Source organism: Pseudomonas sp. OIL-1 (assembly GCF_010669185.1).
GTDB lineage: Bacteria > Pseudomonadota > Gammaproteobacteria > Pseudomonadales > Pseudomonadaceae > Halopseudomonas > Halopseudomonas profundi.
In genome coordinates, this window is sequence record NZ_CP048629.1 from 2,482,302 (window position 1) to 2,504,982 (window position 22,681).

Genomic DNA, 22,681 nt, shown 5'->3' on the forward strand with positions numbered 1-22,681 from the left:
CTGGGCGTAATGCCGGGCTTTGCGCAACGCACGGATAGCGGACTCCAACAAATATGCTGTGAGGCTGCCATGACTGAAGCATCTGCGAACGCGGATGGCATCGCCATCTGTTCCATCACCATCAAACTGAACGGAGAGCCCAGGACGCTGGAGGTGTATCCCTGGACCACTCTGCTCGACATGCTCCGCGAGCAACTCGACCTGACCGGTACCAAAAAAGGCTGCGATCATGGTCAATGCGGCGCCTGCACCGTGCTGCTCAATGGCAAGCGCATCAATGCCTGCCTGACCCTGGCGATCATGGTCAATGCGGCGCCTGCACCGTGCTGCTCAATGGCAAGCGCATCAATGCCTGCCTGACCCTGGCGATCATGCATGATGGAGCCGAGCTGACAACAATTGAAGGCCTGGCCAGCGAAGACGGATTGCATCCGATGCAGACCGCATTCGTTACCCATGATGCCTTTCAGTGCGGGTATTGCACGCCGGGGCAGATTTGTTCGGCGATCGGAATGGTGGCAGAGGGCAGGGCGCAGAGCGCCGATGATATCCGCGAGCAGATGAGCGGCAACCTGTGCCGCTGCGGTGCCTATCCCAACATTCTCGCGGCGATCGAGGCAGCCATGCCGGAAACGCGCAATAGGGTCGGCGTATTCGAGGCGGGCGCATCAGCGGATGGGCATGACGGTGTGCGGGAGGTGAAGCCATGAACCCGTTCAGCTACGCGCGCCCCACCCGCATAGATGAAGCCATCAGCCTGTTCGGTCCGCATAGCCGCTATATCGCCGGTGGTACCAACCTGCTGGACCTGATGAAGGAAAACGTCGAGCGGCCAAAACAGCTCATCGATATCACCGGCCTGCCTCTGGATTCCATCGAAGAGACGGCTGACGGCGGCGTACGGATCGGTGCGCTGGTCAGCAATGCCGACCTTGCCTGGCATGCATTGATTGAGCGGCGCTATCCGCTGTTGGCCAAGGCGATACTGGCTGGCGCCTCCCCGCAGCTGCGCAATATGGCCAGCACTGGCGGCAATCTGCTGCAACGTACCCGTTGTTATTACTTCTACGACAGCACCGTGCCCTGCAACAAACGGGAGCCGGGCACCGGCTGTCCGGCGCGCGACGGACTCAACAGGATGCACGCCATTCTCGGCCACAGCGAGCAGTGCATTGCGGTGCACCCTTCGGACATGTGTGTCGCGCTGGCTGCGCTGGATGCAGTGGTCCATGTCAGCGGTCCGCAGGGCGAGCGCCGTGTGGACTTTCGGGACTTCCATCGTCTGCCCGGCGACGAACCGGAGCGTGACAACACACTCGCCGAGGGTGAGTTGATCACAGCGATTGAATTGCCAGCCGCTGGTTACGCTGAACACAGCGCCTATCTCAAATTGCGCGATCGCGCCTCCTATGCCTTTGCCCTGGTGTCCGTCGCAGCCGCTCTGGAGATCGATGGCGGGGTGATTCGCTCGGCACGTATCGCCCTCGGCGGCGTGGCGCATAAACCCTGGCGCGACGATGCCGCCGAAGCGTCGCTGATCGGTGAGGCGGCCGAGCCACTGGCCTTCGACCGGGCTGCGCAACTGCTGTTACAGGGCGCCAGTGGTTTTGAGCACAACGCCTTCAAGATCGAATTAGCGCGCCGGGCGATCAAACGCGCCCTGGCCGAGGCAGCAAGGGGGACCGCAGCATGAATCATTCACCCGTAGGACAGCCGCTGGATCGGGTCGACGGTCCGAAGAAAGTTACTGGTCAGGCGCGTTATGCCGCCGAGTTTCCCGAAGCGGGCCTGCTGTATGGCAGCGTCGTCAACAGCCGCATCGCGAAGGGTCGAATTACCCGTATCGATGCCAGCGCCGCCGAAGCGGTGCCCGGTGTGGCGCTGGTGCTGACTCATCAGAACCGCCCGCCAGTGGCCAGTTACGACGAGCCATACGAGGATGACGACGCGGGCGATGGCTCACCCTTTCGGCCGCTGTATAACGACCGGATTCTCTATAGCGGACAGCCGGTCGCGTTGGTGGTGGCCGATAATCTCGAACTGGCGCGTTATGCCGGCAGTCTGGTCGAGATTGAATATGCCGCTGAGCCGCACCACACCGATCTGCGCGCACGACTGGATACCGCGCATCAAGCAGAGGTCGATCTGCCGCCGGCCCGGGGCGATGCAGCCCAGGCGTTGAGCGAGGCGGATATCCGGCTGGATCTGGAATACAGCACGCCGGTCGAACATCACAATCCGATGGAGCCGCATGCCTCGACGGTTCACTACCTGGCGGGCGGGCAGCTGGAAATCCACGACAAGACCCAGGGTGTTCAGAACTGCATGCGTTACCTGGAGGGCGTGTTCGGCATGGAGGGCCAGATCCGCATCCTGTCGCCCTTTACTGGCGGCGCGTTCGGCTCTGGCTTGCGACCACAATATCAACTGGTATTGGCAACCATGGCGGCGCTGAAGCTGAAGCGCTCCGTACGCGTTGCGCTCAAGCGTCAGCAGATGTTCACCTTCGGTTATCGACCGCGCAGTATTCAGCGGCTGAGCGTCGGTGCGGATAGCAGTGGCCGGTTGCAGGCACTCACCCATCAGGCAATCGGGCAGACGTCTTCCTTCGAGGACTTCACCGAACATGAGGTCGAGTGGACGGGCATGCTGTATGACTGCCCGAATGTAAAACTGGATTACCAGCTTGTTCCGCTTGATGTGTACACGCCGCTGGATATGCGTGCGCCAGGCGCCGCCATCGGCGTATACGCACTGGAATGTGCGATGGACGAGCTGGCCTACGCGGCCGGCGTCGATCCGGTGCAGTTGCGGCTGACCAACTATAGCGAGCGCAACCAGAATCAGGACTTACCTTACTCAAGCAAGGCCCTGCGTGAATGCTACGAGCAGGGTGCCGAGCGTTTCGGTTGGTCGCAGCGCTCGCCTGAGCCGCGCAGTATGCGCGAGGGCAATCAACTGATCGGCTGGGGCATGGCTACCGGCGTATGGGAGGCTCTGCAAATGCCGGCCAGTGCCAAGGCTCGCATGGGCGGGGACGGCAAGCTGATGGTCAGCAGTGCTACCGCAGATATCGGCACGGGGACCTACACAGTCATGACGCAGATCGCCGCTTCAGCGTTGGGATTGCCGATGGAGCGGGTGGATTTCCAGCTGGGCGACTCCAGCCTGTCGACTGCGCCGTTGGAAGGTGGCTCGGCCACGGTTTCTTCGGTAGGTAGCGCGGTGCAACAGGCCTGCGCCGGGTTACAGCAAAAGCTATTGGATGCGGTGCAGCAGATGCCCGCTTCGGCTTTTGCCGGGGCAAGGTTGGAGGATGTTGACTTTGCAGACGGCTCCATGACGCTGAAGGCCGATCCGCAGCAGGCCGTTGAGCTCGAGAAGATAATCGCCGCAGCGGGTGAGCTGGAGGTGGAGGTCAGCATTGAGCCAGGCGAGCAGCGCGACAACTACGCCACCGCAACGCATTCTGCAGTCTTCATCGAGGTGAAGGTCGATGAGGCGCTGGGCACCGTCAAGGTCAGCCGCGCGGTCAGTGCCATCGCGGCCGGGCGCGTGATCAACCCCAAGACCGCTGGCAACCAGATCGTGGGCGGGGTGGTATGGGGCATCGGCATGGCATTGCATGAGGAAACCCAGATGGACCATAACCTGGGTCGCTTCATGAACCACAATTTGTCCGAATACCACATTCCGGTAAATGCCGACATTGGTGAAATTGACGTGTTGTTCGTTGAGGAGCATGACGAGGTGGTTAACCAGCTCGGCTCCAAGGGCGTCGGTGAGATCGGCATTGTGGGCGTCGCAGCGGCGGTAGCAAACGCCATTTACCATGCGACGGGGAAGCGTGTGCGCGGGCTACCCATCACGCTGGACAAGCTGCTCCAGGACGCCTCTGAATAACTGCGGCGTTCGGCTACGCCAGGTTTTCAGAGCCTTCCCGGGTTAGAAGCCAAGCGGTGGCTTGCCCGAGCCATCGCGCAGCTTGAGACCGATCTTGAGTATCCTGTCTTTCTCCACGGCAGCGACCACCCATGTGTGGTCCTGCCACTCAACACTGTCGCCGATTACCGGGTGACCGCCCAGCTGTTTGCCGAAAAAGCTCGCGAGCGTTGCTTCGGCGATATCGGGGTCGACCTTGAAGCCATAAAAGGCCCCAACGTCGGCGAGACGCGCCTCGCCTTCGAGGATGAAGTCACCGAAAAAATGCCGGTTCTCCAGATAGCTGGGGGTGCGTGTCTGGCTGAATAGCTTGGAAAGCGCCGGCAGATCCCGGGGCCGGCCTATCACACACAACACGTCATTCAGCGCCAGACGCGTGCTACCCGTCGGATGCAACAGATGACGCCCGCGGAACAGCGCGGCGATACGTGTGTCATTGGGCATATTCAGCGCGCGCAGCGGGATACCCACGCACCAGTTGGCGTTATCCAGCTGATAGATCAGCAGTTCGTAATTGTTGTCGACGGCGAGATCCAGGCTGGTACGCTGCAGCGGCTCAGGTTCCGGGGGGATCTCCACCCGACACAGGCGCGCTGCGATCGGCAGCGTGGAGCCTTGCAGCAATAGCGATACCAGCACCACCACAAAGGCCAGGTTGAATAGCAGCTGCGCCTGCTCCAGGCCGGCAAGCAGGGGGAAGATCGCCAGAATGATCGGCACCGCCCCACGCAGGCCGACCCAGCAGATGAACATTCGCTCGCGCCAGGAGAAGGTGAAGGGCGACAGGCAAACAAGTACCGCGATCGGCCTTGCGACCAGAATGAGAAACATGGCGATGAACACTGCGGGCCAGACGATTGGCAGCATTTCGCTTGGGGTTACCAGCAGCCCAAGCATGAGGAACATGCCGATCTGGCTCAGCCAGGCCATACCGTCCTGCACATGGAGAATGTTCTGCAGGTTGCGTACGCGCCGGTTGCCCAGGACCACGCCAGTGAGATAGATCGCCAGGAAACCACTGCCACCGACATGGTTGGTCGCCGCGAAAACCAGGATGGCCCCGCTGGTGATCAGCAGCGGATAAAGGCCCGTTGCCAGATTCACCTTGTTCACCAGCCAGGCCAGCAGCACGCCGCCAATCAGTCCGCACACACCGCCGATACCAAACTGCTGGATCAGTAGCAAGGCGAACGACCAGTCAAAGGATTCCTGGCCTGAGCGCAGCATCTCCACCAGTGTGATGGTCAGGAAAATCGCCATCGGATCGTTGGAGCCGGATTCTATCTCCAGCGTCGCGCCGACCCGCTGCTTGAGGTTGAGCCCTTTGCCCTGGAGTAGCGAGAACACGGCAGCGGCATCGGTGGAGCCCACAATCGCGCCGAGCAGCAAACCCTGCAGCCAGTGTAGATCCAGTAGCCATGCGGTGAGTGCGCCCGTTAGCGCAGCGCTGATCAGAACGCCGAGACTTGCCAGCGATATGGCCGGCCACAAGCCCACGCGAAAGTTCTCCACCCGGGTGCGCATGCCACCGTCGAGCAGAATGATTGCAAGCGCCAGGCTGCCTATCAGGAATGCAGTGTCTATATTGTCAAAGACGATGCCACCCGGACCGTCGACGCCGGCGAGCATGCCAATGATCAGGAAGATCAGCAGCAGTGGGATTCCCAGGCGGGAAGACAACGAGCTGGCGAGAATGCTGGCGCCGATCAGCAGCGCGCCGATCATGAAGAGGGTGTTGATGTAATCCATCGGGCGGGGGTCCGTCCTGTCGTGAGTTGCGCGAATCACTATACCCTGTGCTTCGCCGCTCACGGCCCCACCGGTGAAAAAAATCTGTTGTATAGTCAGCGCATTGCACAGCGGAGCGAAGCAAACGCTGCACATGATTGCCACAGAGGAGCAAAGCTGATGGAAGCGGATTTCTGGCACGAGCGCTGGGAACGGGGCGAGACCGGGTTTCACAAGGCCGACATCAACCCGTTACTCAGCCGCTGGTGGCCCTCGCTTGAGCTGGCGGCTGGCTCCGCTGTATGGGTACCGCTGTGCGGCAAAAGTCTGGATATGATCTGGCTCGCTGAGCGCGGTCATCGCGTCATCGGGGTGGAGCTCTCGCGCACCGCACTGGAAGCCTTCGCCGAGGAAGCGGGTATCAGCCTGCAGTGGCAGGCATGCGGGCAGTTCAGCGAGGCACAGGCGCACCCTTATCGGTTCTATTGCGGTGATTACTTCGCCCTGTCTGAAGAGCACGTCGCATCGGTCGCGGGGGTGTATGACCGGGCAGCGCTGATCGCTCTACCAGAACCCATGCGCGCCGACTACGTCGAGCATATGCGGCGCATTCTGCCTGCGGGCTGGAAAATGCTGTTGGTGACGCTGGATTATCCGCAGCACCAACGCCCAGGCCCGCCCTTTGCGGTATCAGACAACGAGGTTCGGCGGCTTTTCGCGGGCTGCAGCATCAGTTTGCTGGAGGACCAGTCAGTGCTCGAGGACCATCAGGTATTCAAGCAGCAGGGCATGACGCGTCTGAACGAGCGTGTCTATCTGATCAGTCAGGGCTGACGGTTGTGCTGGCCGCGGTGCTGGGATTGTTTTACAAGCTGCTGCCGCTGTATGTGACAGTCGCGCTGGGTTGGATTGCGGGGCGCTATTTGCAGGCGAGCGGCCGGCACATCGCCGGCATCATGTTGTACATCGTCACACCTTCTGTTGTGTTTTCCGGCGTGATGAGCGCGCCGCTGAGTCTCGAGGTGGTGCTACTTCCGTTCCTGGTGCTCGGCTTCTGCTCGATAATCGGCATCGGTCATCTCGTTGTCGCGCGACGCGTGCTGACCGATGGCAGCGCGAGTCTGATCCCGCTGTCAGTCGGTACCGGCAATACCGGCTACTTCGGTGTGCCGGCGGCGCTGCTATTGTTTGGTGAGCAGGGCCTCGGCTTGTATATCGTGTGCATGCTTGGCACAACGCTCTACGAGAGCTCTGTGGGATTCTATCTTGCAGCACGTGGCCGCTTTGGCGTGCGCGACTGCCTGATCAAGGTATCCCGGTTACCCTCGCTCTACGCCTTCTTCCTGGCTGTGCTGCTTAACCTGAACCAGATCGCAATTCCGCTGGCGTTCGTGCCCTTGTTCGACAATCTGCGCGGGGCATACAGCGTGTTCGGCATGATGATCATCGGGATGAGCATCCTCAGCTTTCAGGGTCTCGCCGGGAATGTACGCTTCACCGCACTGGCGTTCTTCGGCAAGTTTGTTGCCTGGCCGGTGCTGGCGCTGTGTTTCTGGTGGATTGACAGCCAGTTTCTGCATATCTACAGCACGGCTGTGTATCAGGCAGTGCTGCTCATCTCCTTTACGCCGATTGCAGCCAATACGGTGGTGATTGCCACCTTGCTGGATATTGCGCCGCAACAGGTAGCAGGCACGGCTCTGCTGAGCACCCTGTTCGCGCTGCTGTACATTCCGTTTATGGTGTCCTGGTTGCTTTGAGTCGTGTCCGGAGAAGGCGGCGGCATGGCTCGCGATCGGACTCGATGGGCATGCACGCCGTGACTCCGCGCTTTCATCGCCAAACATGCGCAATCTAACTCCTCCAGCTTCCAGCTTCCAGCTTTAGAGCGGCAGAGCGAGATAGAACTGGGCGCCTTGTTCCGGCCGTGAATGCACGCCGATGTGGCCACCGTGCAGCTGCACAATTTCCTTGCACAGTGCCAGCCCGAGACCGGCGCCGCCTTTCTTGCGACCGACCTGCACGAACGGCTCGAATACGCGGGCCTGCTGGCTGTAGGGAATGCCTTCGCCGTCGTCCTTGACGCTGATGATCACCCGTTCGCCCTGGCGCCACGCCTGCAGTGTGATGCAGCCACAGGTCTTGCTGTGCCTGAGTGCATTGCCGATCAGATTGTCGAGTACCCGCTCGATCTGCAGGCGGTCCATTGGCACATGGGGCAATGGCTCAGGGATATCCACCTCAAGCTCAACGTCATGCTCCGCGACCTGAGTCGCGTTGCGTTGGCGGGTATGTTCGAGCAGTTCGACAACATCACAGGGGTGCAACTCGATCTTCTGCACGCCGTTCTGATAGCGGGAGAAGTTCAGCAGGTCGTTGATTAGCTTGACCAGACGGCGCATCTCCTGGTCGACGGTTTGCACCAGTTCGAGCTGCCGTGGGCCGACGTCCTTGATTTGCTCCTGCAGCAGCGAGAAGGCCATGTGCATCCCGGTGACCGGGGTGCGCAATTCGTGGGATGCGCGCAGAACGAATTCGCTACGGACCCGCTCGAAGGCACGTTGTTCGGTAACGTCGCGCATCACCATCACTGCACCCTGAATCTGCCCGTGTTGCTGTCCGAACGCAGCCAGGCTGTAGGCCAGCAGGCGCGTTTCACCGTTAGCTTCTATGCACAGATCTTCAATCGCATGGTCGAGCAGCCCTGCATTGAGCACCTGATGGAGTTGCTCGTCGAGCTCGGGCTTGCTCAACGCAGCACCCGGACTCAGGCCGATGTGCTCGCTGTCCCAGTCAAGCTGACGTTGGGCTACCGGATTGAAATGCTCTACGCGGCCGTCGCGACCGATGATCAGCAACCCGTCGTTGATACTGTCGAGTACCGCGCGCAAGCGCCGCTGTTCGGACTGCAGCGCCTCGAAATCGCTGTGCTTGAACTCGCGCAGCGCCTCGGCCATGCTGCCGAAACGCCGGCTCAATGCGGATAGTTCGGCGATGGGAGAGAGCGGCAGGATTACCTTGAAATCACCGCGACCGATCTGGTCTGCTGCCTCGGCGAGTGCTTCAATCGGCCGCCCGAATCGCTGGGCGATGCTGTGCGCGGTAATGAAGCCGATCAGCAATACGGCAAGACCAATCAATCCGAGAAGCGAGGCCATCAGCCAGGCGCGCTCCCTGGATCGGGTCTCAGCGCGCTCGATGTCGGACAGGTAGTGTGCCTGCACGCGGTTGATGCGCTGACGCAGAGCAGCCAGCGCCTGACTGAATTCATCGGTGCTCAGCAGCGACTGTCTGGCACCAACCGGGCGGTCCATCAATTCGCTGAAGTAGTCGTAACTGAGTGCGATCTCCTCGATTTCAATCTTGTCAGCTTCATTCATCGCGCTGCGTCGTGCCAGCTCAAGCGATTCCCGGAAAGCCTCATCGGCCGCTCTGATCGCTTCGGGTTCAGCGTCGTCAGACACCATCAATACCGTCTGATTGCCGACCTGCTCGTGCATGTTCATCGTCGCATGGATGAACCCGACGTTGCGGGTCATCGCCTGCGTCTGGGCCTTGGTCAGCTGCAGAACCCCGAAGATACCCAGAAGCAGGCCCAGCAGAGCAACAGTCAGCAGTGCACTGGTACTCAGGAAGAGGCGGTTACGCAGATTCATAGATCCAGTTGCTTACGCTTGCGGTAGAGCGTCGAGGCGTCGATACCCAGGGTCTTCGCTGCCTGTTCGAGGGTCGAGCTGTTGGCCAGTACTGCAGCGATATGGGCGCGCTCAAGTTCGACCAGGCTCATTTCGGCACCGATACGCGGAGCACTGCTGGCAGCAGGCTCCGCTAACCCGAGGTGGCTCAGTTGAACCAGATCTTCGCTGCAGATGATGGTCGCGCGTTCGATGACGTTACGTAATTCGCGAATGTTGCCTGGCCATTTATAGGTCAGCAATGCCTGCCTCGCTTGCTCGCTGAAGTTTTTTGCAGGCCGCGCATATTCACCGACAAAGTGGGCGAGGAACCGGTCTGCCAGATCAAGAATGTCCTCGGGACGTTCGCGTAGCGGCAGCAGGGTAATGGTGATTACGTTGAGACGGTAATAAAGGTCCTCGCGGAACTGACCGGTCTGCACCATTTCCGAGAGGTCAAGGTTGGTGGCCGCGAGAATCCGTACGTTGGCATGCCGGGTAACCGGGTCACCAATGCGCTCATATTCCTTGTCCTGAATAAAGCGCAGCAGTTTCGGCTGAATTGCCAGCGGAAAGTCGCCCACCTCATCGAGAAACAGGGTGCCGCCGTCAGCCTGGCTGACGCGTCCCAGCGTGCTTTCGTTGGCGCCGGTAAATGCACCACGGGTGTGGCCGAACAACTCGCTTTCCATCAGGTCGCCAGTCAGGGATGGACAGTTGATCGTGACAAAAGCCTTGGCGGCGCGCTTGCTCCACCCGTGTATCGCTCTGGCAAGCTCGCCCTTGCCGGTTCCCGATTCGCCAAGGATGAGAATGTTAGCGTCCGTGGTAGCGACCTGACGGGCGGTTTCGATGATCCCCATCATCGCCGGGCAGCGTGATGTAACGCTGTCGCTGCGTTTGCGCACTTCGCCTTCAAGGGCTTCGAGCCGCGCAGCCAGCTGGCGTACTTCAAGCTGCTTGGCGGCGGCCAGACGCAGCTGATCAGGGCTGCAGGGCTTGACCAGATAATCCGTTGCCCCGGCGTGCATTGCGTTAACAGCGGAATCGACAGCCGAATGCGCGGTAACGATCACCACGCGCATCCAGGGTGCCTGTATACGCATATGAGCGAGGACATCCAGTCCGTTATCTTCACCAAGTCGCAAATCGAGGAAGCAGAGGTCAAAAACCTGCTGTTGAATCACCGCTTCAGCCTGCGCCGCGCTGCTCGCGGTGATGACCTGGTAACCCTCATCTTCCAGGCAGTAGCGGAAAGTGCGAAGGATTGCTGCTTCGTCATCTACAAGAAGAATACGTCCGCTTTTTTGTTCCATCGTCTCCATTGTTCCTGTTCGGGCCGGATATCTGACGGCGAGCATAAGGCTATCATGCAAATTGCATGGCGACAGGGACAGGGTCATGCATGCTGCATGCTGGCCTTGTGCGACTGATTATTTAAGTAATTGATTTCACTACAATAAAAATAGTTTCGAAGATGGCATGCGAATTGCCAGTATTATCCTGTGTTAATCCATATGGTCATCGTCCCGCATACCTCCAGGCGCAGCACTCCGGGATTCGACTGGGCGACAGACGAAGGATGTTACATCAGATGAGGCGTGAAGGAACCCGCTTGTTGCATCGGCTGTTCAACCGCCGGAGCGCCGCCTCAAGGGCAGTGAGCGCCAGAAAGAGCGAGTAGAGCCAACGACTGGCTCGCATCACCAATGCATTTACCCGGTCAGGAGGGGTCGCCTGGCCAGGCAGAAGGAGAATGAGCATGAAACAGCGTGACTGGGGGATTTTACTGCTGGGCAAAGGTCTTTTTGCCAGCGCTGCCTTGTTGGTGATTCTAGGAGCTGAGAGTAATGCAAGCACACAGGCGCCGCAGGCTTCGACGCTTTCCCAGCAAATCGTGTATTCGCGGGCGGCGAGCGCCACTAGCGAGGTGCCTGAGCAATCAGCCGGGCCGCGCTGGGTTTTTTAGCTGTCAGGTTGATCCAATTCAGCTCAGAGGCCCGCCTGACTATCCTGCCTGCAGCGCCGATTCAAGGAGCAAGAATGCTTAGTTGGGCTGTCGCATTTCTGGTGATTGCCATCGTGGCCGCTGTGCTGGGTTTCGGTGGCATTGCAGGGACCGCAACCGGTATCGCCAAGATACTCTTTGTGGTGTTTCTGGCGATGTTTATCCTCGCCTTTGTTGCGAGTTATCGACGGCGGCTGTAGTGAATCAGCTGCGGGCCAGGATCTCGGCGTAGATACTTTTCACTTCACGGGCAAAACGCTCCACCGAATAGTCGCGTGCAAAGTCTCGGGCATTGATTCCCAGGCGGCGACGCAGCGTTTCGTCCCGCATCAGCTCATCTACCTTCGCAAGCCAGGCTGATTGATTGCCAGGGGTCTTGAAGCCGTTAACGCCTTCCCTGATCACATCGTCGGTCCCACTGGAGCGAACGGCTACAACCGGCAATCCCGCAGCCATTGCCTCGAGCAATACCATGCCTTGGGTTTCTGATTTGGATGTAAAGACGAACAGGTCACCGAGGCCGTAGTAGAGGGGCATCTCGGCGGGCGCGACGCTGCCCAGCAGGGTCACGTTCCTGTTCAGATCGAGATTGTCGATGCGTTGCTGGAGGCGTCCGCGCTGGTGGCCGTCACCGATAATCAGGAGTCGAAATGCTCTTTCACTGGTTTGTGCGAGCGTGGCGGCAGCGTCAATCATGAAGTCCAGATTCTTCTCGTTGGACAGTCGCGACACGGTCAGTAGCACGATTTCGTCTGTAATCCCGAGTTGTTGACGCAGCTGGCGAACGCGCTCGGGCGCCGTTTGCAGAAAACGCTGATACTCGATGCCGGTTGGCTGGACAAAAGTTGGCGTCCTGACGCCTATCATCCTCAGGTATTCCTCCGCCGAGTAGGTCGGCACGATGATCCCGTCGCACTTGTTGGCAAAGCGTTTGATCAATGCGTGCGAAATGAAATTGCGAAACAGCCCGCCGGGCAACGGCACAAAGTGCGCGTAGTGCTCAAGGCGCGTGTGATAGGTGTAAACCACCGGAATCTTCAGCCGTTTGCCCAGGTACAGACCGAGTGAGCCGACCCATATCGGATGGTGAACATGAATGATGTCCGGCTTGAAGGCTTGCAGATGCCGGCGCACGCGGGGCAGGAAGATATTCGCCAGCCTGAAGTCGCCTGGTTTACCAAAGGCCAGCAGCGAAGGCAGGCGCAGTGTGTCCAGCTCGACCCCGGGCTGGTCACGATAACGCGGGGCGACCAACAATACCTTGTTGCCGAGATCCTGGAGTCCCAGGCGTAGCCGCTCGATAGAGATCGGCACGCCACCTATGAACGGAAGGTAGTTATTGGTAAACATGGCTACGCGCAGGGGTTTGTTGAGCCAGGGTGCCGGGTTGATATCGAAGTCCCGGTAATAACTGCGCTCTGAAAACAGCAGCAGATACAAGCGGATCGCGATCAGGCTCAACAGCGATACGAGCAGCATGAAATTGACAAAGCCGACGTAGAACAGCGAGTAAAAGAAGAACCACAGGCTTTCGAGGGTGGCCCAGAATGGGTGCTGCCCGATAACCAGCGGTACCAGTCGCGTCGTAACCGATCCGGGTGTGACCGACACCTCTATATAATGATGAAAACTTTCTGAATCGTTCAGAATCAGTCCGCCGGCGCCCCCCGTGATGATGTGGCGAGTCCCGTCGAGGACCTGCTCGGAGAACACCGGAAGATTGGCCGAAAACACGACATCGACCTGATATTGGCGCAACAGCTTGAGCAATTCAGTGCGAAACGCATCGGGCTGCAGGTAATCGTCGTCACGCACAAAAAACCGGTTTTGCTTGATCGGCAGCAGAGGATGGCCAGTAAAAACCAATGTATGCGCGGCATCGCTCTGCTCAAGCAGGTCGCCAAGCCAGTGCAGCTGCCAGCGATAGGGCGTCTTGCCAGTGCTGTCGAGGAAGATGAGCCGGGTGTTGGCCGCGCGAACCGAATACAGGTGCGGCCCGAAATCCTCATAAAAGCGAAAGCTACCAAAGTTGGAATACTCATTGGCACCAAAGGTCAGTAGAAAAGGAATATCGAGCTTTTCGAGGGTGCCATGCAGGGAGCGGTATTTGTCTTCGCCGCCGCTGCTGACGGCGTTTCCGGCAGATACCACAAAATCCAGTCCTGACTGATTCAGCTGCGGTATGAAACTCCTTTCAAAAATGCCCACGGAATTGTTCATGTTACCGACCACGGCGAAGTTGAAGCTGTCCCGGTCGTGTAGCCGTGAATCGATTTCCAGCAGCTGTTCGGTATGCACGGCCTCGACGTCAGGCTTGTACAGCGCCAGATAGACCTTGTAACTCACCAGTATCAGGAGTGTCAGAACGTTTACGTAAAACAGGGCCTTGAGCCGAATGTTGCGGCGCTTCATGATTGCCCTTTGCGGCTGAGTTCGCGTTGCATGACCAGTAGCCCGACAATCATCCCCAGATAAATCGTAAGCACGCGCCAGCCGATCGTTACCAGCACCAGATGGTTGGCCCCGAGGATGCTGCTGAAAAAGCTGCCGAAGAGTCCTTCCGATATGCCCGATGCGCCTGGAGTCGGCGAGAAGTACATGACGAAGGTAGTGACCACCAGCAGGCCCACGGTGACCAGGTAGTCGACGTCGTAACCCAGCGCGAAAATCAGCAGGGCAGGGAAGCTGAAAAGACTGAGGAGAAAGACAAAGGTCGCGAGAACCGAAAGCACCACGTTGAGTTTGGAGCCGCGCATATAAATGCTGAACGAGTGGGAGAAACGGAGCATCTCCCTGCGTATCTTGTACTGCCAATGGCGGTGTCGCGCTTCGTTGAGCAGACCGATGCGATGCGCCTGCCGCAGCACGGCGCTGATCGGCAGGATCAGCAGGCGCGTACGCAATAGCAAAACAGCGAAAAAGCTCAGATAAGCCATTATCACCACCGCCAGCAGGCCACCCACCCGGCTGATGATCGTCTGATTGTTGAGGTGATCGAGCGTCAACAGGAAAATCGGCGTAAATCCGAAGATGAAAATCACCGCCAGAATGGTTCGGATGGTGGTGGCTGCAGTGGCGGTGCCAAGGCGTACCCCATGCCGACGCAAGTACCAGATTTGTGCTACCCCTCCGCCAGTAGCCATTGGCGTTATGTTGGAAAAGAAGATATTTACGAAAACCAGACGAAATACTTCCTTTAACGCGATCTGCTGATCCAGCGCCTTCAGGGTGTAGTACAGGCGCAGCGCATCGGACAGATAGTAAATGCCGAGCAGGCCAGTTACGGCAAGCAGCGTCTGCCAGCTGATCAGCCTGAAGTCGAAGGTCAGGCTGGTATCCGGCACCTGGAGGTAAACGGCCCAGATGCCGAGGCTACTCAAGCCCATAAAGAGCAAGCTAAGCCCCAGCAGGCGTTTCGCTGAAGCATTAGGCAGGGTGTCGCGCGCGTGGCGTGGGTCGGACATCAAAGGCCTGTAGTGTTTCGCCGGGCTCGAGTTCACCGGTATCTGTGCATGAGTTGGTTATCGCCATGATAACGCTGGCAGGCGCTCCCGCCAGCTTCGCAGCCTGCCCTGTCTGGCGAAGCTGGAGCGGGAACGAGCTTTTGAGAGGCATGTTTAGGAGAGGTTCCGCAGTTTCCAATGGGACAGCGGGTTGTAAGTTCCGGCCAACTCGTTACAATAGCGCGGCCCGTCAAGCACGGGCACGCTATGGTGGTCCTGTCGGTCCCCTCGCAATGATTCGCCGTGAACCTGGTCAGGCCCGGAAGGGAGCAGCCACAGCGGTTACATCGTGTGCCGGGGTGTGGCTGGCAGGGCCGCCACCCATAGCCTTCTTCTCAGTCTTTTCCTCCCCTTGTTATGCCCCCAGATTGCCGTTTGGTACCTGGTCGTCACTTCGCGTCTGTCCTGTTTCACAGGCTTAGAACTCAAGCGTCTTTAGCGTTGCATCCTAATAATTCAACAAGCTAACCTCCGGGCATCATCGTCTGAACCGATGGCTTTCGGGATGGGTCATAACTTTGTAACGCTTTGTTCATCCCAGGCGGGGCCAGCCCCGGGGACATCCCCTTAAAGGACGAAGAAGATGACTATCTCTCCACCATAGTTGCTCTTGCACTCTCGAATAAATCACCTGTTTAAGATGGTCGCCTTTTGCAAAGTGGCGGGAGAGAGCTGTGGAATTCAGAAGAGATATCAACGGACTTCGGGCCGTGGCAGTCGTGCTGGTCGTGCTGTTTCATTTCGGTCTGCTCGGCATGGAAGGCGGCTTCATCGGAGTCGACGTGTTTTTCGTCATCTCGGGTTTTTTGATGACGGGCATCATTTACTCCAGGATGGAAAAGAACACTTTTACCATCCCTCAGTTTTATCTTGATCGCTGCCGTCGCATCATTCCCGCGCTAGCCTTCGTCTGTCTGTTTTTGCTGATCGTGGGCTGGTTCCTGCTGTTGCCGGGTGATTACGCGTCACTTGGCAGGGAGGTGCTTGGCAGCCTGGCGTTTGTATCCAACCTCCTGTTCTGGAAACAGGCCGGTTATTTCGAGCAGGCCTCGCACGATCAATGGTTGCTGCATACCTGGTCGCTTTCCGTTGAATGGCAGTTCTATATCTTCTATCCAGTGCTGATCGTCGCGCTGCGCAAGCTGGTCTCTGCTTCGAATACGCGCTGGTTTCTATGGGCGCTGGCTGCCTTTTCCTTCGGATTGTCGGTGTATGCCTCGGGCAAATGGCCGACCTCGGCGTTCTTCCTGCTGCCCACGCGCGTGTGGGAGATGCTTGCGGGGAGTTTGATCTATCTATACCCCATGACTGTGGGCAAGCGTACCGGCAAGACGATGGAGATTGCCGGACTGGCAATCATCGTTGTCTGCGCAGTGAGTTTCAGCGAGAACACCCACTGGCCGGGCTGGTTGGCCGCGCTGCCGGTGTTCGGTGCGGTACTGGTTATCGCATCTTCCCAGGGCGAATCGCTGATTACCGGCAACCCCGTCGCGCAATTCCTCGGCAAGACCTCTTACTCCTTGTATCTCTGGCACTGGCCGATAGCGGTCTGGTTGTATTATTTCGGCCTTGAGCACGATATGCGCTGGGTTCTGTTCGCGGTCGGCACCTCTGTGCTGGCCGGTTGGCTGTCCTTTACCTTCATAGAGGGCATGGCGTGCAAGAAACCGCGTTACGCCCCGGCACTGAAGCCGCGTTCGGTAATTGGTGGTCCGGTTGTCGCTGCTTGCGCTCTGGCTTCAATCACCTTTGTGGCGAACGGGTTCCCCGACAGGATGACCGAGCAGTTCAGGCGTACCACAGCGGATCTCGTGATGCCCTGGAAACAGAGTGGATGGTGCTTTCACAGCGTCGAAACCTTTCCTGAGCTTGAGGTGGGTGAGGCAGGTTTGGGCTGTGAATTGGGAGATAGATCGGCAGAGGTGAACGGCCTGCTGTTCGGTGATTCCTTTGCGGGACATTACGATCCTTTCTGGGATGACATTGGTCAGCACATATCGATGAAGATCGATTCGGTGTCCACTGACTGGTGTTATCCCAGTCTGAGCGAGGAATACACAGGCCCTTACACTGGGCGCGGTTATCAGCAGTGTCTGTTCAATCGTGAATATCTGGTTGCTAACCTTTCCGACTATGATTTCGTCGTCTTCGCTGGCCAGTGGGGGGCGGTTCACGCCAAACAGCAAATGCAGGGTGTGTTCGATGTCGTCGCGATGGCCGCGGAACAGTCAGCGCTGGTAATCCTCATGCCGGCACCAACCAATTTCGATGTCAACGTCAAGAATATGTATCAACGCAGCCTGTTATTCGACACCTCCTTCGATATCTCGCGCTTTCACAAGGAACGGGACGAGTCGGCGCGTGCTGCCAATCGGGAGCTGTCCCAGTTGGCCTCACAGTTTGCCAACGTGCTGTACTTCGATCGCGATGCGCTATTCAACGTGGATGGTGTGCCGTCAGATGTAACACGTGACAATATTCCCTTCAGCCTGGATGAATCAGGTCACATCAGCGTCTATGGCGCGAAAATGGCGGCCCGTGCATTTCGCCAATCCAGCCTGTTCGAGGAGTTTGCTGATATGGCTACGGGCGGCAGGCAGGGCGAAATACCGGAAAGACGCTACGTCGGAAATTGAATGCCGCCGGGATGCGCGAGCGATGTGCTGGATGAGGCAGGCGCGTCGGGCGCGTCTCGCATTGTCGGTCTGCTTTGGTTAAAGTACCGGATTGCCCCAACGATCAAAGCGGACTGCAGATATCCCGATGAGTTACCAGGTTTTAGCCCGAAAATGGCGTCCGCGCCTGTTCCGCGAAATGGTCGGCCAGACCCATGTGTTGCAGGCTCTGATCAACGCTCTGGACCATGATCGCCTGCATCATGCCTATCTGTTTACGGGTACCCGCGGTGTCGGCAAAACAACGGTCGCACGTATTCTCGCCAAGTGTCTGAATTGCGAATCGGGAGTCAGTTCGGAGCCTTGTGGCGTCTGCTCGGCCTGCAAGGAAATCGACGAAGGCCGCTTCGTTGACCTCATCGAAGTGGACGCAGCCAGTCGCACCAAGGTCGAGGACACCCGTGAGCTGCTCGACAATGTCCAGTACGCTCCGTCGCGGGGTCGTTTCAAGGTCTATCTGATCGACGAAGTGCATATGCTTTCCAGCCACAGTTTCAACGCCCTGTTGAAAACGCTGGAAGAGCCGCCTGCCCACGTCAAGTTCCTGCTGGCCACTACCGATCCGCAAAAGCTGCCGGTAACCATCCTTTCACGCTGTCTGCAGTTCTCCCTGAAGAACATGCTGCCCGAGAAAGTCGTCGAGCATCTTCGCTTCGTTCTGGGTGAGGAACATATTCCTTTCGACGAGGAGTCGCTGTGGCTGCTGGGCCGCGCAGCTGACGGCTCGATGCGCGACGGACTGAGCCTGACCGACCAGGCTATTGCCTTTGGCAATGGCGCGCTGCGTGTGGCCGAGGTGCGCAACATGCTGGGTACGATCGATCATAGTCAGGTGTTTGGTCTGCTCGAAACATTGGCCCGAAGTGATGCGAAGGCGTCGTTGGCCCTGGTAGCCGAGCTGGCAGAGCAGGGTGCGGATTTTGCCGGCGTGTTGGCCGAGTTGATCTCCACCCTGCAGCGTCTCGCTGTTGCGCAGGTTGTACCCGAAGCCATTGATAACAGCCTGGGTGACCAGCACCGGATCGTTGAACTTGCTGGCCAGATCAGCGCAGAAGATGTTCAGCTGTTTTATCAGTTGGCCTTGCACGGCAGACGAGATTTGCCACTGTCGCCCGATCCGCGGGGCGGCTTCGAGATGGCTCTGCTTCGCATGATGGCCTTCAAGCCTGGCACGCTCAGTGATGCTGCCGCGCCGCCGCAGGCTGCTCCCGCGTCGGGAAAGTTGCCGGGGTTCAGCCAGGCCAGGGCTGAACCCGAACCGGGCCGGCCTGCCGCTCCCGGTGTTGCTGGCCGGTCCCATGCTACGCCAGGTTCCAATGACGCTGCGCCGCAGGAATCGTCTGTACCTGCGCAGACTGCGCCCGCGCCAGCTATGCCCAGCCAAGCTACAAAGCCCGTTTCGGCTGCTCCGCAGCAGGATGCCCCGAAGGTAATCGAGCAACCGGTTGCTCCGGCACCTACCGCGGAACAGGTCTCATCGCCGATAGCCAGCCGGCCGCTGAAAAGCGGTACGCCGGTTAAGCCGCCTTACGATGAGGCACCGGCTGAATGGCTGCACGTTCCGCCAGCGGACGATACTGCAGAGCGGGGCGATTATGATGACGAGGAACAACTGGACGTCAGCCAGTATCTCAATGATTGGCAGGTTGCAGAAAACACTGGAGCAGCCACAGAGGCCGCTGCGGAAATTGATGAGGTGAGCGATCTGCCACCCGCGACAGATGTTGCAGCGCAGTGGCTGGACATTTTCACCTCGCTGCGGCTCAGTGGCCTGACCCAGAGCATTGCTGCGCATTGCCAGCTGATAAAGCGCGAGCCAGACACATGGGCGCTGCATCTGGACCCGGGACACAGCGCGCTATATAACGAGAATCATCGGCTCCGTATTGAGCAGGCGGTGGCAGACCATGTCGGTGCGCCGGTGACGATAATGATTGAAGTGGCCGCACCTACCCAGGAGACGCCGGCAATCGCGGCGGCCCGACGTAAGGTGGCGCGACAGAAGGAGGCCGAGACCAGCATCCAGACCGACCCGCTGGTGCAGAGCCTGGTACGCGAATTCGCGGCGCAGATATGCGATGACAGTATCCGCCCGCTTGATGCTTAGGGTCTGTTAACGTTTCATCGCGGCCGCGACGGAGGCCCGTTTGGCGCAGAACAAGGCGCGAGGAATGAAGTTTGGTTGTTCCAAATGAATGACGAGCAACGCAGTGCTGCACCAAACGGGCCCCGTCCCTTCGGGTGGGGCCGCCTAGGTTGCGCGGCAAATGACGCCATGCGGCGTTGCGGGACTTGGCAAGGGAACAACCATTACCTGCGTCCCGCGCCTTGCGGATCGCCGCCCGGCCTTGCGCCATTTGACACAGCAACGCGGCTCGCGACGAAACGTCAACAGCCCCTAACAACTTAAATGAGGACGCGATCATGATGAAAGGTGGGATGGCAGGCCTGATGAAGCAGGCCCAGGAAATGCAGGAAAAAATGCAGAAAATGCAGGAAGAGCTGGCCAATGCCGAGGTTACCGGCCAGTCCGGGGCCGGATTGGTTTCGGTGGTCATGAACGGTCGCCACGATGTGCGTCGCGTCAGCATTGACGACAGCCTTCTGACTGAAGACAAGGAAGTGCTTGAGGACCTGATTGCAGCGGCCTTTAACGACGCCGTGCGCAAGCTTGAAGCCCAGAGCAAGGAAAAAATGGCGGGCATGACCTCGGGCATGAACTTGCCTGAAGGTTTCAAGATGCCGTTCTGAAGTAACCAGCAAGGACTTCGATGAGTTTCAGCCCCTTGATTCGCCAGTTGATCGATGCCCTGCGGGGACTGCCGGGTGTCGGTCCAAAAACAGCCCAGCGTATGGCGTTGAATATGCTGGAGCGTGACCGCAACGTCGCGCGCCATCTTGCGCATGCCCTGGAGGCAGCGATGGATGGGGTGGGTTATTGCTCACGTTGCCGCATGCTGAGCGAGACGGAAATCTGTTCGCTGTGTTCGGATCCGCGGCGTGATGATGGCCTGCTATGCATTTTGCAGAGCCCGGCCGACGTCTGGGCTATCGAGCAGGCCGGCGGCTTCAACGGCCGCTATTTCGTTTTGAAAGGACACCTGTCACCTATCGATGGTCAGGGGCCGGAGGAGATCGGTATTCCGGCGCTGCTCGAGGCGCTGGAAGGCAGAGAGGTGACCGAAGTGATATTGGCCACCAACCCCACCGTCGAGGGCGAGGCAACCGCCCATTATATTGCCAGTATGTTGAGGCCGAGGGGCATCCGGGTATCGCGGCTGGCCCACGGCATTCCGTTGGGGGGGGAGCTGGAATTCATTGATGGCGGCACTCTGGCGCACGCCCTGGCGGGACGCACGCCAGTCGGCTGATGCGCAGTCAGCCGGCAAGCCGGCCGTCCCGATAATCGCGCAGCGCCTGTTCGATTTCCTCGCGGCTGTTCATTACGAATGGCCCGTACTGCACTATGGGCTCGCCAAGCGGCTTGCCTGCCAGAATCAGCAACCGCGCTCCGGCTGCCCCCGACTCGACTGAAAGCTGCCCGCTTTTGCTCAGCCGACCGAGCTGACCGGCGTGTAATGGCGCCTCGCCAACCCTGACATCCCCTTCGTAAACATATAACAGCACATTCAGATGATCGGCTATCGCCGTGCTGAAAGCCTGATTCGGCTTGAGATGCACGTCGACATACAAGGGTTCGGTGGGTTTGTTCTGAACCGGACCGGCCAAGGTTTGCCCTGCTACTTCAAGGGAGCCCGCAATAACCTTGAGCTGGCCGCCGGGGACGTCGTGAAAGGGGAATGCTTCAGCAGGCATGTCGCGATAGCTGGCTGGTTGCAACTTGTGCTCGGCGGGCAAGTTGACCCAGAGCTGGAAGCCACGCATCAGACCAGAGCTCTGCTGCGGCATTTCCGAGTGGATTATGCCCCGGCCTGCGGTCATCCACTGCACGCCGCCAGGCTCGAGCAGGCCCTGGTTGCCCAGGTGGTCCTGATGGAGCATCCGGCCTTCAAGCATATAGGTAACCGTTTCGAAGCCGCGGTGTGGGTGAGACGGAAAGCCACCGATATACTCCGACGCTTCGTCGGAGCCGAACTCATCCAGCATCAGAAACGGGTCGAAACGTTCGGCCCCTTGTCCGCCGAATATTCGCGTGAGCTTGACCCCGTCACCGTCGGACGTGGCTCGACCGACGATCGTTTCAATCAGCTCTCTTTTCTGTTCGGACATAAAGCACCTCCATTAAGGATATGCTGGTTATTCTATGGCCGGATAAGTCGATTTAATAACGCGAAAAACGCAGGAAACCTATCGATAAGATCGATTAGTTGGCTAGCTCGTCTTCACGTTCAAGTTCAGCGATGATGCGGTCATAGGCCTCGCACGCGCTGTGGCGATCCCGTGTGGGGTCCCGTTCCTGGAACTTCAGCAGCTTTTCATGGAGCGCAGCGGCCTTTTCGGGATTGTTGTCTGCGATGCGGTTGATGGTTTCCGCAGCCACTTCTGCCCGGTGCATGGCGTCTTCAGGGGTACATGTCTGTGCAGAAACGGGGAGGGCGAAGGCAGAAAGCACACAGGCTAGCGCCACGTTATTACGAATTGTCATTTTGAACCTCGTGTACCCATCAAGGGCTTTATGAGGCTGTATGTTAGCGCTTAGCCGCTTCCTGTCCAAGCCGCCCGGGGAGCACTGCGGCGTTTGGGCGCAGGGTCAATTGGGCTGACAATCCAGGGTGGCGGTGGATTTCACATCCCGATAGCTGCCTTGCAAGCGCAACGTTGCCTGTTCGCCCGGCGCTACATCTGTTGGCCGGGACGGATTCATATTGGGCTCGTCCGGAGCCGGCTTCAGCTGGCAGAGCACGTTCACATCGCTGTTATTGGTGACCTGAACCAGATCCACACCGGACGCATCCGGGCCGCGTGTGGGATCGGTAACGAGGATACGGCTATCAATATCGAGCCCGTTCAGCTCCTGATTCAAGGAAGCTTCATTAGCCGTGACCGCGAGGGGCAGGCAGAGGACGGCCCCGCAGGCTTTGATCAAGGTATTCATAATGGTCTCCGGCTATCCGTATGCATGTAGTGCTTTGAAAGCCGTGCTTTAGCCATAGTTCCTCGATCCCTGCGGCTATAACGCAGCAAGGCGGC

The 22,681-nt window shown here is 58.7% G+C and carries 18 protein-coding genes, 1 other RNA gene and 1 pseudogene; 12 read left to right on the forward strand and 8 right to left on the reverse strand.

All coding sequences use genetic code 11. The features are described 5' to 3' along the window. Window positions 1–69 precede the first annotated feature (69 nt). From G3M63_RS11590 to G3M63_RS11600, 3 genes and pseudogenes are all read left to right on the forward strand, one after another. A pseudogene (locus G3M63_RS11590) lies at window positions 70–710 on the forward strand ((2Fe-2S)-binding protein). Then, window positions 707–1,693: a xanthine dehydrogenase family protein subunit M gene (locus tag G3M63_RS11595; protein ID WP_163983219.1), complete on the forward strand. Its 987-nt coding sequence runs from the start codon at window positions 707–709 to the stop codon at window positions 1,691–1,693. The pseudogene G3M63_RS11590 and the gene G3M63_RS11595 overlap by 4 nt, the downstream one beginning before the upstream one ends. Continuing rightward, a complete protein-coding gene (locus tag G3M63_RS11600; RefSeq protein ID WP_163983221.1) occupies window positions 1,690–3,903 on the forward strand; it encodes a xanthine dehydrogenase family protein molybdopterin-binding subunit in 2,214 nt (737 codons plus the stop codon). The genes G3M63_RS11595 and G3M63_RS11600 overlap by 4 nt, the downstream gene beginning before the upstream one ends. 42 nt (window positions 3,904–3,945) lie before the next feature. Here the strand turns inward: G3M63_RS11600 and G3M63_RS11605 are convergent, their stop codons facing one another. Further along, a complete protein-coding gene (locus tag G3M63_RS11605; protein WP_163983223.1) occupies window positions 3,946–5,691 on the reverse strand; it encodes a potassium/proton antiporter in 1,746 nt (581 codons plus the stop codon). 159 nt (window positions 5,692–5,850) lie between these two features. On the opposite strand from G3M63_RS11605, the gene G3M63_RS11610 reads away from it, so the two are divergent. Together G3M63_RS11610 and G3M63_RS11615 are read left to right on the forward strand one after the other, a co-directional pair. Then, window positions 5,851–6,504, forward strand: a complete 654-nt coding sequence (locus tag G3M63_RS11610) for a thiopurine S-methyltransferase (protein WP_163983225.1) — start codon at window positions 5,851–5,853, stop codon at window positions 6,502–6,504. 8 nt (window positions 6,505–6,512) lie between these two features. Next, window positions 6,513–7,430, forward strand: a complete 918-nt coding sequence (locus tag G3M63_RS11615) for an AEC family transporter (protein WP_163984251.1) — start codon at window positions 6,513–6,515, stop codon at window positions 7,428–7,430. 123 nt (window positions 7,431–7,553) lie between these two features. Here G3M63_RS11615 and G3M63_RS11620 read toward each other — a convergent pair whose 3' ends face one another. Beyond that, entirely contained in the window at window positions 7,554–9,326 is a 1,773-nt protein-coding gene (locus tag G3M63_RS11620) for an ATP-binding protein (RefSeq protein WP_150300373.1), read from the reverse strand. Continuing rightward, complete coding sequence (algB, locus tag G3M63_RS11625) at window positions 9,323–10,669, reverse strand: sigma-54-dependent response regulator transcription factor AlgB (RefSeq protein ID WP_150300372.1); 1,347 nt, start codon at window positions 10,667–10,669, stop codon at window positions 9,323–9,325. Before algB ends, G3M63_RS11620 begins: the two co-directional genes overlap by 4 nt. Window positions 10,670–11,106: 437 nt before the next feature. Between algB and G3M63_RS11630 the strand changes: the two genes are divergently transcribed. Both G3M63_RS11630 and G3M63_RS11635 read left to right on the forward strand, forming a co-directional pair. Next, entirely contained in the window at window positions 11,107–11,313 is a 207-nt protein-coding gene (locus G3M63_RS11630; RefSeq protein ID WP_150300371.1) for a hypothetical protein, read from the forward strand. A gap of 74 nt (window positions 11,314–11,387) precedes the next feature. Continuing rightward, on the forward strand, window positions 11,388–11,552 hold the full coding sequence (locus tag G3M63_RS11635) for a DUF1328 domain-containing protein (RefSeq protein ID WP_150300370.1): 165 nt from the start codon (window positions 11,388–11,390) through the stop codon (window positions 11,550–11,552). A 4-nt stretch (window positions 11,553–11,556) separates the two neighbouring features. Here the strand turns inward: G3M63_RS11635 and G3M63_RS11640 are convergent, their stop codons facing one another. Continuing rightward, complete coding sequence (locus G3M63_RS11640) at window positions 11,557–13,764, reverse strand: glycosyltransferase (RefSeq protein ID WP_163983227.1); 2,208 nt, start codon at window positions 13,762–13,764, stop codon at window positions 11,557–11,559. After that, window positions 13,761–14,816, reverse strand: a complete 1,056-nt coding sequence (locus G3M63_RS11645; protein WP_163983229.1) for a lysylphosphatidylglycerol synthase transmembrane domain-containing protein — start codon at window positions 14,814–14,816, stop codon at window positions 13,761–13,763. Before G3M63_RS11645 ends, G3M63_RS11640 begins: the two co-directional genes overlap by 4 nt. A gap of 256 nt (window positions 14,817–15,072) precedes the next feature. On the opposite strand from G3M63_RS11645, the gene ffs reads away from it, so the two are divergent. The 5 genes from ffs to recR all read left to right on the forward strand — a co-directional run bounded on the left by ffs (window position 15,073) and on the right by recR (window position 20,901). Next, an RNA gene (gene ffs, locus G3M63_RS11650) (signal recognition particle sRNA small type) lies at window positions 15,073–15,169 on the forward strand. Window positions 15,170–15,529: 360 nt separating this feature from the next. Continuing rightward, on the forward strand, window positions 15,530–17,491 hold the full coding sequence (locus tag G3M63_RS11655; RefSeq protein ID WP_163983231.1) for an acyltransferase family protein: 1,962 nt from the start codon (window positions 15,530–15,532) through the stop codon (window positions 17,489–17,491). Between the two features lie 127 nt (window positions 17,492–17,618). Next, a complete protein-coding gene (gene dnaX / locus G3M63_RS11660; RefSeq protein ID WP_163983232.1) occupies window positions 17,619–19,637 on the forward strand; it encodes a DNA polymerase III subunit gamma/tau in 2,019 nt (672 codons plus the stop codon). Between the two features lie 317 nt (window positions 19,638–19,954). After that, on the forward strand, window positions 19,955–20,281 hold the full coding sequence (locus G3M63_RS11665) for a YbaB/EbfC family nucleoid-associated protein (protein ID WP_150300365.1): 327 nt from the start codon (window positions 19,955–19,957) through the stop codon (window positions 20,279–20,281). A gap of 20 nt (window positions 20,282–20,301) precedes the next feature. Beyond that, window positions 20,302–20,901 (forward strand): recombination mediator RecR, encoded by a 600-nt coding sequence (recR, locus tag G3M63_RS11670; RefSeq protein WP_150300364.1) that lies wholly within the window; start codon window positions 20,302–20,304, stop codon window positions 20,899–20,901. A 7-nt stretch (window positions 20,902–20,908) separates the two neighbouring features. Here recR and G3M63_RS11675 read toward each other — a convergent pair whose 3' ends face one another. The 3 genes from G3M63_RS11675 to G3M63_RS11685 all read right to left on the reverse strand — a co-directional run bounded on the left by G3M63_RS11675 (window position 20,909) and on the right by G3M63_RS11685 (window position 22,586). Beyond that, complete coding sequence (locus G3M63_RS11675) at window positions 20,909–21,760, reverse strand: pirin family protein (RefSeq protein ID WP_163983234.1); 852 nt, start codon at window positions 21,758–21,760, stop codon at window positions 20,909–20,911. Window positions 21,761–21,854: 94 nt separating this feature from the next. Further along, entirely contained in the window at window positions 21,855–22,136 is a 282-nt protein-coding gene (locus G3M63_RS11680; protein WP_163983235.1) for a hypothetical protein, read from the reverse strand. Window positions 22,137–22,241: 105 nt separating this feature from the next. Beyond that, complete coding sequence (locus G3M63_RS11685; protein ID WP_163983236.1) at window positions 22,242–22,586, reverse strand: hypothetical protein; 345 nt, start codon at window positions 22,584–22,586, stop codon at window positions 22,242–22,244. Window positions 22,587–22,681 lie beyond the last annotated feature (95 nt).

Coding starts and splice junctions, on each gene's coding strand:
- G3M63_RS11630 (WP_150300371.1), top strand. CDS start 11,107: ATGAAACAGCGTGACTGGGGGATTTTACTGCTGGGCAAAGGTCTTTTT.
- G3M63_RS11605 (WP_163983223.1), bottom strand. CDS start 5,691: ATGGATTACATCAACACCCTCTTCATGATCGGCGCGCTGCTGATCGGC.
- G3M63_RS11645 (WP_163983229.1), bottom strand. CDS start 14,816: ATGTCCGACCCACGCCACGCGCGCGACACCCTGCCTAATGCTTCAGCG.
- G3M63_RS11610 (WP_163983225.1), top strand. CDS start 5,851: ATGGAAGCGGATTTCTGGCACGAGCGCTGGGAACGGGGCGAGACCGGG.
- G3M63_RS11665 (WP_150300365.1), top strand. CDS start 19,955: ATGATGAAAGGTGGGATGGCAGGCCTGATGAAGCAGGCCCAGGAAATG.
- G3M63_RS11635 (WP_150300370.1), top strand. CDS start 11,388: ATGCTTAGTTGGGCTGTCGCATTTCTGGTGATTGCCATCGTGGCCGCT.
- G3M63_RS11680 (WP_163983235.1), bottom strand. CDS start 22,136: ATGACAATTCGTAATAACGTGGCGCTAGCCTGTGTGCTTTCTGCCTTC.
- G3M63_RS11600 (WP_163983221.1), top strand. CDS start 1,690: ATGAATCATTCACCCGTAGGACAGCCGCTGGATCGGGTCGACGGTCCG.
- recR (WP_150300364.1), top strand. CDS start 20,302: ATGAGTTTCAGCCCCTTGATTCGCCAGTTGATCGATGCCCTGCGGGGA.
- dnaX (WP_163983232.1), top strand. CDS start 17,619: ATGAGTTACCAGGTTTTAGCCCGAAAATGGCGTCCGCGCCTGTTCCGC.
- G3M63_RS11640 (WP_163983227.1), bottom strand. CDS start 13,764: ATGAAGCGCCGCAACATTCGGCTCAAGGCCCTGTTTTACGTAAACGTT.
- G3M63_RS11595 (WP_163983219.1), top strand. CDS start 707: ATGAACCCGTTCAGCTACGCGCGCCCCACCCGCATAGATGAAGCCATC.
- G3M63_RS11675 (WP_163983234.1), bottom strand. CDS start 21,760: ATGTCCGAACAGAAAAGAGAGCTGATTGAAACGATCGTCGGTCGAGCC.
- G3M63_RS11620 (WP_150300373.1), bottom strand. CDS start 9,326: ATGAATCTGCGTAACCGCCTCTTCCTGAGTACCAGTGCACTGCTGACT.
- algB (WP_150300372.1), bottom strand. CDS start 10,669: ATGGAGACGATGGAACAAAAAAGCGGACGTATTCTTCTTGTAGATGAC.
- G3M63_RS11685 (WP_163983236.1), bottom strand. CDS start 22,586: ATGAATACCTTGATCAAAGCCTGCGGGGCCGTCCTCTGCCTGCCCCTC.